The 15230-nt window shown below is 67.3% G+C and carries 15 protein-coding genes, 1 pseudogene and 1 riboswitch; of the genes and pseudogenes, 12 read left to right on the top strand and 4 right to left on the bottom strand.

The window, feature by feature from the left end; all coding sequences use genetic code 11:
• Positions 1 to 321, bottom strand: a pseudogene (locus tag ACP69S_RS19750) (IS66 family transposase); the annotation flags it as partial.
• Positions 322 to 406: 85 nt separating this feature from the next.
• On the opposite strand from ACP69S_RS19750, the gene ACP69S_RS19755 reads away from it, so the two are divergent.
• A complete protein-coding gene (locus tag ACP69S_RS19755; protein ID WP_426000162.1) occupies positions 407 to 2584 on the top strand; it encodes a TonB-dependent receptor in 2178 nt (725 codons plus the stop codon).
• 469 nt (positions 2585 to 3053) lie between these two features.
• On the opposite strand, the gene tnpB is transcribed toward ACP69S_RS19755, so the two are convergent.
• The gene (gene tnpB, locus ACP69S_RS19760; protein ID WP_426000164.1) at positions 3054 to 3407 is read right to left on the bottom strand and encodes an IS66 family insertion sequence element accessory protein TnpB; all 354 of its coding nucleotides are present in this window, start codon (positions 3405 to 3407) and stop codon (positions 3054 to 3056) included.
• A complete protein-coding gene (tnpA, locus tag ACP69S_RS19765; RefSeq protein WP_426000166.1) occupies positions 3404 to 3901 on the bottom strand; it encodes an IS66-like element accessory protein TnpA in 498 nt (165 codons plus the stop codon). Before tnpA ends, tnpB begins: the two co-directional genes overlap by 4 nt.
• A gap of 42 nt (positions 3902 to 3943) precedes the next feature.
• Between tnpA and ACP69S_RS19770 the strand changes: the two genes are divergently transcribed.
• Positions 3944 to 4765, top strand: a complete 822-nt coding sequence (locus ACP69S_RS19770; protein ID WP_426000168.1) for an IS5 family transposase — start codon at positions 3944 to 3946, stop codon at positions 4763 to 4765.
• 72 nt (positions 4766 to 4837) lie between these two features.
• Here the strand turns inward: ACP69S_RS19770 and cobU are convergent, their stop codons facing one another.
• On the bottom strand, positions 4838 to 5353 hold the full coding sequence (cobU, locus tag ACP69S_RS19775) for a bifunctional adenosylcobinamide kinase/adenosylcobinamide-phosphate guanylyltransferase (protein WP_426000170.1): 516 nt from the start codon (positions 5351 to 5353) through the stop codon (positions 4838 to 4840).
• 36 nt (positions 5354 to 5389) lie between these two features.
• Positions 5390 to 5592, top strand: a riboswitch (cobalamin riboswitch).
• Positions 5593 to 5701: 109 nt separating this feature from the next.
• Here cobU and ACP69S_RS19780 point away from each other — a divergent pair.
• The 10 genes from ACP69S_RS19780 to ACP69S_RS19825 are packed head-to-tail and all read left to right on the top strand — an operon-like array spanning position 5702 to position 15125.
• Positions 5702 to 7618: a TonB-dependent receptor plug domain-containing protein gene (locus ACP69S_RS19780; protein ID WP_426000172.1), complete on the top strand. Its 1917-nt coding sequence runs from the start codon at positions 5702 to 5704 to the stop codon at positions 7616 to 7618.
• A 2-nt stretch (positions 7619 to 7620) separates the two neighbouring features.
• Positions 7621 to 8622 carry a threonine-phosphate decarboxylase CobD gene (gene cobD, locus ACP69S_RS19785; protein ID WP_426000174.1) on the top strand — a complete coding sequence of 334 codons (1002 nt, stop codon included), beginning with the start codon at positions 7621 to 7623 and terminating at the stop codon, positions 8620 to 8622.
• Entirely contained in the window at positions 8622 to 9227 is a 606-nt protein-coding gene (gene cobO / locus ACP69S_RS19790; protein WP_426000176.1) for a cob(I)yrinic acid a,c-diamide adenosyltransferase, read from the top strand. The genes cobD and cobO overlap by 1 nt, the downstream gene beginning before the upstream one ends.
• Positions 9224 to 10078, top strand: a complete 855-nt coding sequence (locus ACP69S_RS19795) for an ABC transporter substrate-binding protein (protein WP_426000178.1) — start codon at positions 9224 to 9226, stop codon at positions 10076 to 10078. Before cobO ends, ACP69S_RS19795 begins: the two co-directional genes overlap by 4 nt.
• Positions 10075 to 11058, top strand: a complete 984-nt coding sequence (locus ACP69S_RS19800) for a FecCD family ABC transporter permease (protein ID WP_426000180.1) — start codon at positions 10075 to 10077, stop codon at positions 11056 to 11058. Before ACP69S_RS19795 ends, ACP69S_RS19800 begins: the two co-directional genes overlap by 4 nt.
• On the top strand, positions 11055 to 11849 hold the full coding sequence (locus ACP69S_RS19805; protein ID WP_426000182.1) for an ABC transporter ATP-binding protein: 795 nt from the start codon (positions 11055 to 11057) through the stop codon (positions 11847 to 11849). Before ACP69S_RS19800 ends, ACP69S_RS19805 begins: the two co-directional genes overlap by 4 nt.
• Positions 11842 to 12810: an adenosylcobinamide-phosphate synthase CbiB gene (gene cbiB / locus ACP69S_RS19810; protein WP_426000184.1), complete on the top strand. Its 969-nt coding sequence runs from the start codon at positions 11842 to 11844 to the stop codon at positions 12808 to 12810. The genes ACP69S_RS19805 and cbiB overlap by 8 nt, the downstream gene beginning before the upstream one ends.
• A 28-nt stretch (positions 12811 to 12838) precedes the next feature.
• Entirely contained in the window at positions 12839 to 13864 is a 1026-nt protein-coding gene (gene cobT, locus ACP69S_RS19815) for a nicotinate-nucleotide--dimethylbenzimidazole phosphoribosyltransferase (RefSeq protein WP_426000186.1), read from the top strand.
• Positions 13864 to 14622 carry an adenosylcobinamide-GDP ribazoletransferase gene (cobS, locus tag ACP69S_RS19820; RefSeq protein ID WP_426000187.1) on the top strand — a complete coding sequence of 253 codons (759 nt, stop codon included), beginning with the start codon at positions 13864 to 13866 and terminating at the stop codon, positions 14620 to 14622. Before cobT ends, cobS begins: the two co-directional genes overlap by 1 nt.
• Entirely contained in the window at positions 14619 to 15125 is a 507-nt protein-coding gene (locus ACP69S_RS19825) for a tyrosine phosphatase family protein (protein WP_426000188.1), read from the top strand. The genes cobS and ACP69S_RS19825 overlap by 4 nt, the downstream gene beginning before the upstream one ends.
• Positions 15126 to 15230: the final 105 nt, after the last annotated feature.

Consider the following 15230-nt stretch of genomic DNA (forward strand, 5'->3'; position numbering starts at 1 on the left):
GTCGGCGAGGTAGGCCTCTGGGTTCACGCCGTTCAGCCGGCAAGTCTGCATGATGGTGAAGAACACTGCGGCGCGATCACCGCCAGTGTCAGATCCGACGAAGGTCCAGTTCCGTCGCCAGAGCGTCAGCGGCCTGATGGCCCGCTCGGCGGCGTTGTTGGTCATCTCCAGCCGGCCGTCGTCAACGAACCGGGTGAGAGCGTTCCAGCGGTTGAGACAGTAGCGGATAGCGATTGCAACTTCGCCTTTTCGGCTGACCCGCCCCAGCACGGCCTCCCCGAAATATTGGTCATCCTTGCATTTTGCCGGTTCCGACTGTGCCCATGGACACCGGTGTTCGCCGCTGTTAAGACGCCCTCGAAAATGATAACTGTTCGCATTCGCGGTACGGCATCATGAGGGCTTCATGAATTTTCCTGGTTCCAACCGTGCCACCGGCTATCGCATGTTGCTGCTGACCAGCGCCGCCATGCTGATCAGCGCCACCGCCGCCAACGCCGACGAGACCGTGAATCCCACTCAGGTTAGCGGCGTGACCGTAACGGCCGCCGAGCATGAGTCCCGTGATAGCTACAAGGTCACCCGCAGCCGGACGGGCACCAAGACGGACACCGCCCTGATCGACGTGCCGCAGTCGATCAGCGTCGTTTCGCAGAAGCAGATCAACGACCAGGCCGCCCTCAGCATCGGCGACGCCGTCCGCTATGTGCCGGGTGTGTTCTCAGCTCAAGGCGAAGGCAACCGCGAAACTATCGTCCTGCGCGGCAACCAGACCACCGGCGACTTCTTCGTCGATAGCGTCCGTGACGACGTCCAGACCTACCGCGACCTCTACAACATCGACCGTCTGGAGATCTTCAAGGGCTCCAACGCCATGATCTTCGGCCGTGGCGGCATTGGAGGCGTCATCAATCGCGTGACCAAATTTGCGGTTTGGGAAAACGTCCGTGAAATGCGTGTCGAGGCCGGCAGCTATTCGCACGGCCGGGTCAGCTTCGACCTTGGTGACGCCGTCAGCGACGCCGTCGCCCTGCGCCTGACCGGTGTGTACCATAACAGCGACAGCTACCGCGACGGTGTGAACTACGAGCGCTGGGGCTTGAATCCCACGGCGTCGTTTAAGTTGGGCGAAGGCACGGTCGTGCAAGCCGGCTTTGAGCACTTCGAAGACGACCGCATCGCCGACCGAGGCGTGCCCTCGCGCTTCCGGGCCACAGCGACCACGGTGGTCGGCCCCCTAAAGACCCCCCGCGGCCAGTTCTTCGGCGACCCCGGCAACAGCCCCACCTGGACCAACACCGACGCCCTCACCCTCTTCGCCGAGCACACCTTCAGTGACCGGCTGTCGATCCGCAGCCGCCTGCGCTTCGCCGACTACGATAAGTTCTATCAGAACATCTTCCCAGGCGCGGTAGGCGCCGCCGAGACCACGGTGGTCATCTCGGCCTACAACAACGCCACGACGCGCAAAAATCTCATCAGTCAGACCGACCTGAACGCCAAGCTCACTACCGGGGCCTTCGAGCATACCCTTCTGGCAGGCGCGGAGTTCGGCCGCCAGAAGACCACCAACCTACGTCTCGAAGGCCGCTTTGCGGGCGGGGCGACCAGCCTAACGGTTCCCATCCTGGCCTCCACCTTCAGCGCGCCAATCACTTGGACGCCGATCGCCTCCAGCGCCAACAACAAGGGCGTGGCTACCGTCGCGGCCGGCTATGTCCAAGACCAGATCGAACTGTCGCCGAACCTGCAACTAGTGGCGGGTGTCCGCTACGAAAGATTCAGGACCGAGGTCGATGACCTGCGCACAGTTGGCTTCCCCGCTGGCCAGCAGCGACACATCACCGCTGACGACAGGTTGTGGTCGCCGCGTGTAGGCCTCATCTTCAAGCCCGTTCCCAACGCCTCTATCTACGCCAGCTACTCGAAGACCTATCAGCCCCGCGGTGGCGACCAACTGACCAGTCTTTCGCTGACCAACGCCTCCCTCGATCCGGAGGAGTTCAACAGCTACGAGATCGGCGCCAAGTGGGATGTCACTCCAGCCATCAACCTTGCGGCGGCGATCTTCCAACTGGACCGCGACAACGTCCTGGCGCTCAGCGACCCCAACAACGCCGCCTCCCTGACTGTCCCCATTGGCGGGCAGCGGACCAAGGGCGTGGAACTGAGCGCTCAGGGTCAAGTGACCGACAAGTTCGACGTGGTGGCCGCCTACACCTATTCAGACGGGACTTTCCTGAACAACGTCTCCAGCACCGTGAAGGCGGGCAACCGGTTGGCCAACCTGCCCAAGCAGGCGGCCTCCATCTGGGGCCGCTACGATGTCATCGACAAGCTCAGCGTCGGCGTGGGCGTGAGCTACCAAAGCAAGCGCTTCGCTTCGACTGACAACTTTGTCTACATGCCCGCCTACACTCGGGTGGACGCGGCGATATTCTACGACATCAACGACCGCATCGCCGTTCAACTGAACGTCGAGAACCTGCTGGGTGAGGAGTATTTCCTCTTCGCAAACAGCAACACCAACATCACTCCGGGATCTCCCACGGCGGTGAAGGTGGCCCTCAGCGCGAAGTTCTAACTGAACCGCGCCGGGTTTGCCGGAGGCTCCAACCCTAGCCCGGCTGAGTCAGCTGATGGGCGTCCGTGACAAAGGGAGGATCAATCCGTCCTTGCGGAGCGGACTCCAAGCGATGAGAGCGCCTCGGCCAATCGCTTGGAATTATAGGGCCGCAGAATCGTGACAGCGAACCGGAGGTCAGTCAGTCCCGCAGATTGTTCTCCGTGGTGCACAACAACCAGACGAAGATCTGCGAAAGCGGCTCGGATCTCGGAAACCAGGGCTGCGGGATCGGCCTATTGCGCTTTTAAATCCACCAGAACTGCAGCGTAGTCGCCGCGGCTCGCGCGCACTCTTCCCAAGGCTTCACCCGGTGTCGCGGCGAGCTCAACTCTAAATCCCGCCGCCTCCATGGCATCCGCTGTCAGCATCTGCAGGGTTGTATCATCCTGGACGAGGAGAATGCGCCCAGTCGTCCCCAGATCCGTTGTTATGCGATTTGCGGCCGCTTCGTCTCCGGCGGCGCGACCGTCCGCCGCCAGTCGATGCCCTCGAGCAAAAGCGCCAATTGCACAGCCGTAAGCTGAAGTCGCCCTTCCACAATCGGCGGCCAAACAAACCGCCCTTGCTCAAGTTTCTTGATGAACAGGCACATGCCAGTGCCGTCCCAAGCCAGGATCTTCAGCTGATCGCCAGCCTTCACCCGGAAGAGGAACAACGCGCCGGAGCAGGGATCGGTTTTCAGAACCGACTGAACCTGGCCGGCCAGGCCGTTGATGCCCTCCCTCATGTCACACGGGGCGGTCAAAAGGTAGACCCGCGCGCCAGACGGCGGCGAGATCATGACGTCGCCTTTAAGGCCAGCAGGACGCGACGCAGGACGGGCTCGCTAATCGCCCCATCGACGGTCACTCGAGCGCCGCCCGGCAGGTCGATAACGATCACGGCAATTGGCCCGGCTGGCGGCGGGGTCCTGACCTCGGGCGTAATTTCAATCGCCGTAATCGCCGGGGCGCTCTGCGCCGGGATCACCGCCAATCCCATTCCAGCAGCACCCATCAGCGCCCGCCAGTTGAACAGTTGCCCGGGGCTGATGTCATGCCGCTGCGCGACCATAGCCAGCGAGACGCCATCGGCGTAGGTCTCGGCGACAATCTGCCGTTTGACCTCATCGCTCCATCTGCGGCGAATGTTGCGGTGACGAGCCGTGCCCCCGCCGTGAGCAGGCTCGTTAGTCGAGGTCATAGGTGTCCACTTGGCTTTTACGTGGACACCTAATCGCCCACCACCACTTACCTTAGAGGCTGACCCGAAATGAAGTTGGGTGATTTCAGTCACTTGTGATTCTGTTGGAGGTGCGAGCCATCAACGGAATTTGACGTGTGGACCGAAACCACCCGGCGCAAGCATGCCCGAAAGGGCCTGCGGTATTCAAGCGATCTGACGGACGAGGAATGGGCGGTTCTGGAACCGCTGGTCCCGGCGCGGTCTCGGCTGGGGCGACCGGCCAAGTGGTCCCGGCGGACGATCACCAACGCCCTGCTGTATGTTTTACGCAGCGGCCTGCCGTGGCGGATGCTGCCGGGAGACTTTCCGCCGGTGACGACGGTTCAGCGCTATTTCTACGCCTGGCGCGACAGCGGCCTTTGGACCTCGATCAATCATCTGTTGCTGATGGCCTGCCGTGAGGCGGTGGGGCGCCAGGCCTCGCCCAGCGCCGGGGTGATCGACAGCCAGAGCGTCAAAACCACCGAAAGCGGTGGGTCTTGCGGCTATGACGCAGGCAAGAAGATCAAAGGCCGCAAGCGCCACATCCTCACCGACACCGGTGGTTTGCTCGTCACAGCCCGGGTCCACACAGCCGATATCCAGGATCGCGACGGCGCGCCCGACGTCCTGACCGCGATCTGCGCCAGCTTCCCCTGGCTGCGCCACGTCTTCGCCGACGGCGGCTATGCCGGCGACAAGCTGCGACACGCCATGGCCGGGCGCGGCGACTGGAAGATCGAGATCATCAAGCGATCCGACACCGCCAAGGGCTTCGTGCTGCTGCCCCGCCGATGGGTCGTGGAGCGCACCTTCGCCTGGCTCGGCCGAAACCGACGCCTGGCCAAGGACTTCGAGGCCACTCTCGAAAGCTCAACCGAATGGCTCTTCATGGCATCGGTCCAGCTCATGACCCGAAGGCTCGCAACCCTCTGATCACAATCAGAAACATTATGAGTCAGACTTTTAGGTGCGACGCCTCAATGGGGGGAAGCCAACGGTGTTTTATCATTTCATCCGCAGCGCCAGGCCGGCGACTATCAGGGTTACCGCGCCGGCCGACCGAGCCAGGGTCTGGTGCAGGCGGCCGGCTTCGTCGCGGAAACAGCGGGCTAGTACGTTGTCGGGCACGATGCCGAACCCGACCTCGTTGGACACCAGCCACAGCGTGCCTTGAAAACGCTCAGCGGCCGCGACCAGATCGCCGCCAGCCGCCGCGACGTCGAACTCGGCCAGCATCAGGTTCGATAGCCAGAGCGTCAGGCAATCGACCACCACCACGTCGTCCGCACTCAGGCCGTCCAGATTGGCGATGAGGTCGAGCGGCGCCTCTAGCGTCGTCCAGGCCGGGCCGCGATCCTGACGATGGCGGGCGATGCGGTCTGCCATCTCGGTGTCGAAGGCTTGAGCGGTGGCGATCATCACGAGGCGCCCGCCCGCCTCAGCTGCTTTGGCCTCCGCCGCCGCCTGGGCGAAAGCGCTCTTGCCAGACCGGGCTCCGCCGAGAACGAGGGTGAACGACAAGACATGCTCCGATTGACCGTGTGCGACGCAACATATAGTGCAGCTCTCGCGACAGGTTCTTCGAAAGAAGATGAAAAGGGAACTCGGGTGTGAAACCCGGGCTGCCCCCGCAACTGTAAGCGGCGAGTCCGCGCGTCACTAAGCCACTGGTCGTCGTCCTTCGGGGCGATGGCTGGGAAGGCGACGCGCACCGGCATTGACCCGCGAGCCAGGAGACCTGCCCGTCGCAGTCGTCCTTCGTCCGGCCGGGGTGCGCCGTACGATGGGGTTCTTTCCCCCGAGGCGACATCGTCGGGCCGGTCCGAGTCCTCGGGCCAGCCTTCGTTGCCGCGCACGGAGGATTTGAACATGCGCTATAGTTCCGTCTTGGCCCTGGTGGCCGCTCTTCCGGCTCTCGCCCTGCCAAGCCAGTTGCTGGCCGCCGAGACCCTCTCTGACGCCAATGCGGTCGACCAGGTGGTCGTCACCGCCGGACGCGCCGCGGACAAGCTGTCCGAAACGCCGGTCAGCATGACCGTGATCACCGGCGAGACCTTGCGCCAGCGTCAGGCCGTCGTGGTCTCGGACCTCCTGTCACGCACGCCCGGCGTGACCGTCACGCGAAACGGCGGCGTGGGTGGCTCGACCCAGGTGCGCATTCGCGGCGCAGAGAGTGACCAGACCGCCGTGTTGATCGACGGCGTCAAGCTGAACGACCCATCGTCGACGGGCGGGGGCTACAACTTCGCCAACCTCCTAGCCGGCGACGTTAGCCGCATCGAGCTGTTGCGCGGCCCGCAATCGACCCTGTGGGGCAGCCAGGCCATCGGCGGCGTGGTGAGCATGATCACCAAGACGCCGGACAGCGCATTGTCGGGCGACGCAGCGATCGAGGGCGGCTCGCGGGCCACGGCCTATGCCCGCTTCGGCGCCGGGGCCGGCGGGGCCTGGGGCGGCTGGCGGCTGGCGGCCAGCCAATACACCACGGCCGGAATCTCCAACTTCGCCGAGTCCCGGGGCGGCAAGGAGAAGGACGGCTACCGCAACACCGCTGTCAGCGGCCGCCTGGACTTGAACGTGACCGACGCGGTCGCCCTGGATGGTCGCGTTTCCTACACCGCCGGCCGCAACGAATTCGACGGCTTCCCTGCCCCGTTCTACGCCTTCGCCGACACCCCCGAGTACGGCAAGATCAGGGAACTGGTCAGCTATCTGGGTGCGCGCCTATCCAGTTTCGACGGCGCCCTGGCCAGCCGCGTTGGCTATTCCTACACCCAGACCGATCGTGACAACTACGATCCAACCCTCAGCGCGCCCAAGACCTTCGACTCGCGAGGCACAGACAACAGCCTGGAGTATCAGGGCGCCTGGACCATCAATCCGGTCTGGCGAGCGGTGTTCGGCGCCGAGACCGAGCGCACATGGTTCCGCACCGCCTCGCCGTCGTTCAGTCCCCAGGTCGACCGACACGCCACGGGCATGGACAGCGTCTACGGCCAACTTCAGGCCAAGCCAGCCCCGGGCCTGACCCTGACAGGCGGCGTCCGCCGCGACGAGCACGACACCTTCGGCGGCTCCACCACCTACCAGGCGGGCGCAGCCTGGTCGCTGAACGAAGGCGCCACGGTGTTGCGCGCCAACTACGGCGAAGGCTTCAAGGCTCCGTCGTTGTACCAGCTCTACAGCGACTACGGGAACACCACCCTGAAGCCGGAGGAGGCCAAGAGCTGGGATCTCGGCGTCGAGCACGCCTTGCTGGAAGGTCGCCTGCGCGGGTCAGTCACCTATTTCAGCCGTGACACCAAAAACCAGATCGACTTCGTGTCCAACAACACTCCGCCCAACTTCGGCGGCTATGCCAACACGGCTAAGACCAAGGCCGACGGTGTCGAGGTCGAAGCGTCCTACGAGGTCAACACCATCGTCACGGTTTCGACCAACTACACCAACATGGACGCCACCAACCGTTCGGCGGGGGCCAATTTCGGCAAGGACCTGGCGCGGCGGGCGGGTGAAACCGCCAACGCGGATCTGGCGATCGATCTGCCGGCCGGCCTGAGCGGCGGGGTGTCGATGCAGTATGTCGGTCACAGCTTCGACAACGCCAGCAACACCCGGCGCCTGAAGAGCTACGTGCTGACGGACGTGCGGATCGCTTACCCGATCAACGAGACCTTCGAGGTCTATGGCCGGGTCGAGAACCTGCTCGACCAGCAGTACGAGACCCTTTACCGCTACGGGACCCTGGGTCGCGGCGCCTTCGCCGGCGTTCGAGCCAGGTTCTAGCCATGGCGACGCCGTGGGCCCTTCTTGGCCACGGCGGTCGCCTCGGCGCGGCGCGGACGTTCTATCCGGACGCGCCGGCGCCCTGGCTTGACCTGTCGACCGGGATCAATCCCTGGTCCTATCCGGTTCCGGCCCTGGCGCCCGAAGCTTGGTCGCGTCTGCCTGATCCCGATACCGTCAGGGCGTTGGAGCGGGCAGCTGCGGCAGCGTTCGGCGTCGAGGATCCGGCTCGGGTGGCCGCGGCGCCCGGCAGCGAGGCCTTGATCCGCCGCTTGCCGAGCCTGCTGCCGGCGTCGAGGATCGGCGTTCCGGCGCGGACCTATGGTGGTCACGCCGAGGCCTGGCGCCTCGCGGGCGCGACGTGCCTGGCTGGCGCGACGTGCCTGGCTGGCGACGCCGGGGCCGTTGACCTGCGGGTGGTGGTCAATCCGAACAATCCGGACGGACTGGCCCTGACGCCCGATCAGGTTCTCGGACTGACAGGGGATTGGCTGATCGTCGACGAGGCCTTCGCCGACAACGACCCGGCGCTGTCGGTCGCGCCGCTGGCGGGCGCTCCGGGCCATGAGCGGCTGATCGTCCTGCGCTCGTTCGGCAAGTTTTACGGCCTGGCCGGCGTGCGCCTCGGCTTTCTGATCAGCGAACCGGCCTTGGCCGCGCGGGTCAGGCAGACCCTTGGCGACTGGGCGGTTTCGGGACCGGCGATCGCCGTGGGCCTGGCCGCCTATGCCGACCTGGCCTGGGCGGCCCATGCCCGCCGACGGCTGACGCAGGACGCGGCGCGGCTGGACGCTCTGCTGCACGGCGGAGGGTTCGAGGTCGCCGGGGGAACCTCGCTTTTCCGGCTGACCCGCGCCACCGACGCCCCGCGCCGTTTCGAGGTCCTAGCCCGGGCCGGCATCCTCACCCGCCCCTTCCCCTGGGACGAGACTCTGATCCGCTTCGGCCTTCCCGGCCCCGAGCCCGATTGGCTCCGCCTCGCCGACGCCCTGGAGACACTGTGATGACCGAAGACCTCAATGCCAGACACGCCGAGGCGATGCGCGCCCTCAAGGCCGAGCGGGACGCGATGATGGAGACCAAGACCCTCGAGAAGGGGCTGCTGCTGGTCCATACCGGCGACGGCAAGGGCAAGTCCTCGGCCGGCTTCGGCATGGTGGCCCGTCACCTGGGCTGGGGCCTGAAGGTCGGCGTCGTCCAATATATCAAGGGCAAGTGGAAGACCGGCGAGCGGCTTTTCTTCAAGAAATTCCCCGATCAGGTCCGCTACGAGGTGATGGGCGAGGGTTTCACCTGGGACACCCAGGATCGGGCGCGCGACATCGCCGCGGCCCGCGCGGCCTGGCTGGTTTCGCAGGAGATGATCGCCGATCCCAAGCTGGACTTCGTACTGCTGGACGAGATCAACATCGCCCTGCGCTACGACTATCTCGACATCGACGAGGTGGTCGAGGTTCTCAAGGCCCGGCCCAACGACAAGCATGTCTGCCTGACCGGTCGCAACGCCAAGCCGCAACTTCTTGAGATTGCCGATCTGGTCACCGAGATGACTCTGGTCAAGCACCCGTTCGAGCAGGGCTTCAAGGCCCAGCGCGGGGTCGAGTTTTGACCGGCCTGACCCGGCGGGCAACAATCGGGACGGGTCTGGCGCTCGGGGTGCCCGGCGGCGCGGCCGTGGCGCGGCCCCTGCCCCGCGTGGTCTCGCTCAATCCCTGCACCGACGCGGTGCTGGTCAATGTCGCCGACCGCCATCAGATCCTGGCGCTCAGCCACTATGCCCGCGACGCCCAGCAATCGACGATCGCCGACGTCGCCCGGACCTATCCGATGACCTACGAGAGCGCCGAGGAGGTGATCGCCCTTCGTCCCGACGTGGTGCTGACCGCCGCCCACTCGTCGCTGGCCACCCGGACGGCGCTGAAGCGCCTGGAGATCCGCACCGAGCTCTTCAAGGTGCCCAACAGCTGGATCGAGAACCAGGCGCAGATCCGACGCATAGCCGAGGCCGTCGGCCATCCCCGGCGCGGCGAGGCGCTGATCGCCCGCATTGAAGCGGCCATGGCCAGGGGCGCGCCGCGCCCCGGCGCCCGGCCGGTCACCGCCCTGGTGTTCCAGCCCAACGGCTTCGCCGCCGGCCACGGCACCCTGGTCGATGAGATGATGCGCCGTGCGGGGTTCGTGAACGTCGCCCAGCGTTACGGTCTCAAGAAGTGGGGCAATGTCTCGCTGGAGCGCTTGTTGGACGATCCGCCCGAGGTGCTGCTGGCCGGTCAGGCCACGCCCAATGCTCCGACTTGGGCCGAGCGCATCCTCAACCATCCAGCCCTGGCCAGCGTCGGCCCCCGCATGCAACGGGCGGTGTTTCCCGAGCGGCTGCTCTATTGCGGCGGCCCGGTGCTGATCCAGACCGCGGCCGTCCTGGCCACCGCCCGGCGGCAAGTGCTCGGAGCGTCCGCATGACCGGCAAGCGGCTTCTGTTGATGACGGGCCTGTGCGCTCTCGTGCTCTTGCTCTGCGCACTGTCCTTGACGGCCGGGCGGGTCTGGGTGCCGTGGAGCGCCTGGTCGCCGAGCGCGCACGATCCGCGCTGGGCGATCATCTTCGAGCTCCGTGTTCCCCGCACCATCCTGGCCGTCGCGGTCGGCGCGGCGCTGGGGCTCTCGGGCGCGGCGATGCAGGGCTATACGCGTAATCCGCTGGCCGACCCCGGCGTGCTGGGCGTTTCGTCCATGGCCGCTCTGGGCGCGGTGACGACCATGTACTTTGCCATGGGGCTCAGCACGCCATGGATGCTGTTCGCGGCGGCTATGGTCGGCGCGGGGATCGGCGTGGCCGTCATGCTGGCCCTGGCCGGCGGGACTGGCGGGACGATCACCTTCATCCTGGCCGGGGTGATTCTCGACAGCGTGGCCAGCGCCGGCGTCGCTCTGGCGCTGAGCTTGGCCCCCAGTCCCTGGGCGGCCCAGGAGATCATCAACTGGTTGCTCGGCTCCCTGACCGACCGTAGCGCCGACGACGTCTGGATGGCCCTGCCGTTCATCGCGGTCGGCTGCGGGGTACTGCTGACCTTGGGCCGAGCCCTGAACGCCCTGACACTTGGAGAGACCGGGGCGAGAGCCTTGGGGATCAACCTGCCCCTGACGCGGGTGCTGCTGGCGGTCGGGGTCGGCATGGCCTCAGGCGCCAGCGTGGCGGTGACCGGGATGATCGGCTTCGTAGGCCTGATCGTGCCACACATGATGCGGCCCCTTGTCGGCCACCAGCCCGGCGCGCTGTTGGCCCCCAGCGCCGTCGCCGGGGCCGTGCTGGTGCTTACAGCCGACATTATCGTGCGGCTGACCCCGTCGGCCGCAGAGGTCCGGCTGGGCGTCGCCATGGCCTCGATCGGAGGGCCGTTCTTCCTGGCCCTGCTGATCTCGATGCGCCGGAGGCTGGCATGAGCGTGGGCGACACCGGCGACCTGGTCGTCGACGACCTCGTCGTCGCGTTCGGCGACCGGGTCATTCTGGATCGGATCAGCACGCGGTTCCGGCCGGGCGAGGTCACCGCCATCGTCGGGCCCAACGGCGCCGGCAAGTCGACCCTGCTGGCCTGCCTGGCGGGACTGCGCCGTCCCGACGCTGGCCGCGCCGCGCTCGGCGACACGCCGATCCTGACCCTGCCGCACCGCGAACGCGCGCAGCGTGTGGGCTTCCTACCCCAGACGCCGGAGGTAGCCTGGGCAGTGGATGTCGAGACCCTGGTGGGTCTGGGCCGCACGCCCCACAGCGGGGCGCACGGCCTGAGCGAGGTCGACCACGCGGCGGTGCGCTCGGCCCTGGATCAGACCCGGATGACCAGCCTGGCCCACCGCGACGTCACCACCCTGTCCGGCGGTGAACGGGGCCGCGCCCTGCTGGCCCGTGTCCTGGCCGGCCAGCCCTCCTGGCTTCTGGCCGATGAGCCGCTGGCAGGCCTGGATCCCGGCCACCAGTTGGACACCGTCGACCTGTTGCGCGGCTTCGCGGCCAAGCGCGGCCATGGGGTCATCATGACCCTGCACGACCTCGGCGTGGCCCTGCGCCTGGCCGACCGGGTGGTGGTGCTGCTGGACGGGGCGCTGATCGCCGACGCGGCGCCGCTGGAGGCCCTGACCCCCGATGTCCTTCGCCGAGCCTATGGCGTTGAGGCGGCGATCGTGCCGGGCTCCGCGGGGCCATTGATCGAGCTGATCGGGCTAGCCCGTGACTGACGCCGCGCCCTGGGCCTGGATCGTGGCATTGGCCCTCGGGGTGGAGGCCGTGTTGGGTTATCCGGCCTGGCTGCACCGCCTCGCGCCGCACCCAGTGGCCTGGCCGGCGACGCTGATTGAAGACCTTGAGCGACGCTGGAACAGGCCCGACCTTAGTGACGACCGGCGGCGCCTGTCAGGCGTCGTGGTGGTCGCCATCTTGATAGGAGTAGCTGTGTCGCTGGGCGCGATCCTGCACGGAATCCTGGGCGACAGCCTTCCCAGCCTGGCGATCATCGCCCTGATCGCGACCGTCGGTTTGGCCCAGCGCAGCCTGTACCAGCATGTCGTCGCCGTTCTGGTCCCGCTGCGGGCCGGCGACCTTCCCGCCGCTCGTGCGGCGGTGAGCAGGATCGTCGGCCGCGACACCGCCGAACTCGACGCCGCAGAGATCGCCGCCGCCGCCCTGGAGAGCCTGGCCGAGAGCTTCAATGACGGCGTTGTCGCTCCGGCCTTCTGGCTGCTGGTCGGCGGCCTGCCCGGCCTGTTCGCCTACAAGGCTGTCAACACCGCCGACAGCCTGATTGGCCACCGAGAGCCGCGCTGGCGGATGTTCGGTTGGGGGGCCGCGCGGACCGACGACCTGATGAACTTGCCACCCGCAAGACTGGCCGGCGTCCTGCTGGTCCTGGCCGCCGGCCAGCGACGGGGATTGGCCTGGCGGACGATGCGCCGCGACGCACGGCTGCACGCGTCGCCTAACGCCGGTTGGCCCGAGGCCGCTATGGCTGGGGCGCTGGGTGTCGGTCTGGGCGGCGCGGCGCGCTATGACGGCGTCGTAGCCGCGCGGCCAGCGTTCGGGGACGGCCCCGCGCCCTCCGTTGAAGACCTTGAACGCGGCCTGGCTATCTATCGCCGGGCCTGCGCCCTGCTGTGGGTAATTCCGCTGGCCCTGGGCACTGCGACGCTGCTCGCCCGATGATCACTCCTCGTCTATCCAGGACCTTGTCATGACCGCCTTGCCGACCGTCATCCCCGTCGATACCGCGCTGGAGCCCCGGCTGCGCGGTATCCTCGACGCCAAGGCCAAGCCGCCGGGATCCCTCGGGCGGCTCGAGGACCTGGCAGTGCAAATCGGCCTGATCCAGAACCGACTCGACCCGCGCCTCGACCTTACAGAACTCTATGTGTTCGCCGGCGACCACGGCCTGACCCACGAGGGGGTCTCGGCCTACCCCCCGAGCGTCACCGCCTCCATGGTGCGGCTGTTCCTGTCCGGACGCTCCAGCGTCGGCGCTCTGGCCAAGGCCACGGGGGTGCGGGTGCGCGTGGTGGACGCGGGGGTTGACGCGGACCTGCCCGCCCACCCCGACCTGATCGCCGCCAAGGTTCGGCGGGGGGCGCGCAACGCCGCCCGCGAACCTGCCCTGACCCAAGACGAGGTCCTGCAGGCCATTGCGCACGGCTGCGAGATCGCCCGGGCGTCGACCGCGCAGGTCGTCGCCCTGGGAGAAATGGGCATCGGCAACAGTTCGTCCGCGGCCCTGATCATGCACCGCCTCGCCCCGGCGCCACTGGACGACTGCGTCGGCCAGGGCGCCGGCCACGATCCCGACGGCATGATCCGCAAGCGGGCCGGTGTCGCCCTGGCGGCCCAGCGCTCTGACGCAAGGGCGCCCCTGGACGTGCTGGCGGAGTTCGGCGGTCTGGAGATCGCCATGATGACCGGCGCCGTGCTGGGCGCGGCGGCCACGCGGCGAGTGGTGCTGATCGACGGCTTCATCAGTACGGCGGCGGCCCTGGCGGCAATCCGGCTGGTTCCGGCGGCCCTCGACTATTGCGTCTTTTCCCACGGCTCGGCCGAGCGCGGTCATCCCCTTATGCTTCGAGCCCTGGGCGTCCGCCCCCTGCTCGACCTGGACCTGAGGCTGGGCGAGGGTACCGGGGCGGCCCTGGCCGCGCCGCTACTGGTCGCCGCCGCCAATCTGCTGACGGAAGTGGCCGACCTGGCCGAAGTTCTTGCGGAACCCGGCTGATGCCGCGCCAGCTGAAGCTGTTTCTCTGCGCCGTGCAGTTCCTGACCCGCGTGCCGGCCCCGTCCTTCGCCGACTTCGAACCGGACTGGATCACCCGTGCGGCGCGCTACTTCCCGCTGGTCGGTGTTCTGGTCGGCGCCGCCTGCGCCCTGGTGTTGCTGGCGAGCGGACAAGTGTGGAGCGGCGCCCTGCCCGCCCTGCTGGCGATCGCGGTGGGCTTGCTCCTGACCGGCGGCTTCCACGAGGACGGCCTGGCCGACACCGCCGACGGGCTGGGTGGGGGCCAGACCCCCGCGCGCCGTCTGGAAATCATGAAGGACAGCCGGGTCGGGACCTATGGTGTCCTGGCCTTGGGCATGGTCCTGGCCCTCAAGGTCGCCGCCCTGACCGTCCTGCCGCTGACCACGGCCGCCCTGGCCCTTGTCGCCGCCCACGGCGCCGGCCGCGCGGCCGCCGTAGCCGTGATGGTGCTGCAGCCAAATGTCAGTGGCCCGACCAGCGCAAAGTACAAACCCGCGCCGGACGGGGTCAGGCCGGGCGAACTGCTCGTCGCCGCCCTCCTCGGCCTCTGGCCGCTGGCGCTGCTCGGCATGGCTGGGCTGGCCGGCGCGGCGATCGGCGCCGGGCTGGCTTTGATGTTGACGCTCACGGCCCGGCGGTTGATCGGCGGCTACACCGGCGATGTGCTGGGCGGGGTCGAGCAGGTCGCTGAACTTGGCGTCCTGCTGGGCGTGTCGGCCATGCTGGCCACGCGATGACGCTGCTCGTCTGCCCGCTCAGTCAGGTAGACGCGGCGGTGACCCTGCACCGGCCATCGCACATGGTCAGCCTGCTGTCGCCGTCCTCGCCCCCGGAAAGCTGGCCCGCGCCGGATGGCGAGCACCTGCGATTGGCGTTTCATGACATCGCGGCGCCGCGGGACGGCCTTGTCGCGCCCAATGCCGAACAGGTTGCCGACTTGCTGGCGTTCACGGCTCGCTGGGACGCGGCGCGGCCGCTGCTCGTGCACTGCTGGGCCGGAGTCAGCCGTTCCACGGCGGCGGCACTCATCATCGCCTGCCAGCGGGCGCCTGGGCGCGCAGAAGCAGAGATTGCTCGCGCTCTTCGCCTGGCCGCGCCCTATGCGACGCCCAATCCCTTGATGGTCGCGCTGGCGGACGAGATGCTCGGACGCAGCGGCCGGCTGATCGCGGCGGTCGCCGCTATCGGGCGAGGGGCCGAGACGTTCGAGGGCGCCCTGTTTGAGGTTCCCCTCGCCTAGTTGCTCGCAATGCAGCCGCAGGCGCCTTGGCAAAGACCGTTTGCCGCAGCGTATCGGAGCGAAATGCTGCGAGCACGCGCCGGCAGCGTCAGCGGGCCATATTGG

Origin of the sequence: Caulobacter sp. DWR1-3-2b1, assembly GCF_049895765.1 — a bacterium.
Taxonomy (GTDB): Bacteria; Pseudomonadota; Alphaproteobacteria; order Caulobacterales; family Caulobacteraceae; genus Caulobacter.

Excerpts from the sequence above, each read along its gene's own strand:
- ACP69S_RS19755 (WP_426000162.1), top strand. The coding sequence starts at position 407 with ATGAATTTTCCTGGTTCCAACCGTGCCACCGGCTATCGCATGTTGCTG.
- tnpB (WP_426000164.1), bottom strand. The coding sequence starts at position 3,407 with ATGATCTCGCCGCCGTCTGGCGCGCGGGTCTACCTTTTGACCGCCCCG.
- ACP69S_RS19780 (WP_426000172.1), top strand. The coding sequence starts at position 5,702 with ATGCGCTATAGTTCCGTCTTGGCCCTGGTGGCCGCTCTTCCGGCTCTC.
- cobD (WP_426000174.1), top strand. The coding sequence starts at position 7,621 with ATGGCGACGCCGTGGGCCCTTCTTGGCCACGGCGGTCGCCTCGGCGCG.
- cobO (WP_426000176.1), top strand. The coding sequence starts at position 8,622 with ATGACCGAAGACCTCAATGCCAGACACGCCGAGGCGATGCGCGCCCTC.
- ACP69S_RS19800 (WP_426000180.1), top strand. The coding sequence starts at position 10,075 with ATGACCGGCAAGCGGCTTCTGTTGATGACGGGCCTGTGCGCTCTCGTG.
- ACP69S_RS19805 (WP_426000182.1), top strand. The coding sequence starts at position 11,055 with ATGAGCGTGGGCGACACCGGCGACCTGGTCGTCGACGACCTCGTCGTC.
- cobT (WP_426000186.1), top strand. The coding sequence starts at position 12,839 with ATGACCGCCTTGCCGACCGTCATCCCCGTCGATACCGCGCTGGAGCCC.
- cobS (WP_426000187.1), top strand. The coding sequence starts at position 13,864 with ATGCCGCGCCAGCTGAAGCTGTTTCTCTGCGCCGTGCAGTTCCTGACC.
- ACP69S_RS19825 (WP_426000188.1), top strand. The coding sequence starts at position 14,619 with ATGACGCTGCTCGTCTGCCCGCTCAGTCAGGTAGACGCGGCGGTGACC.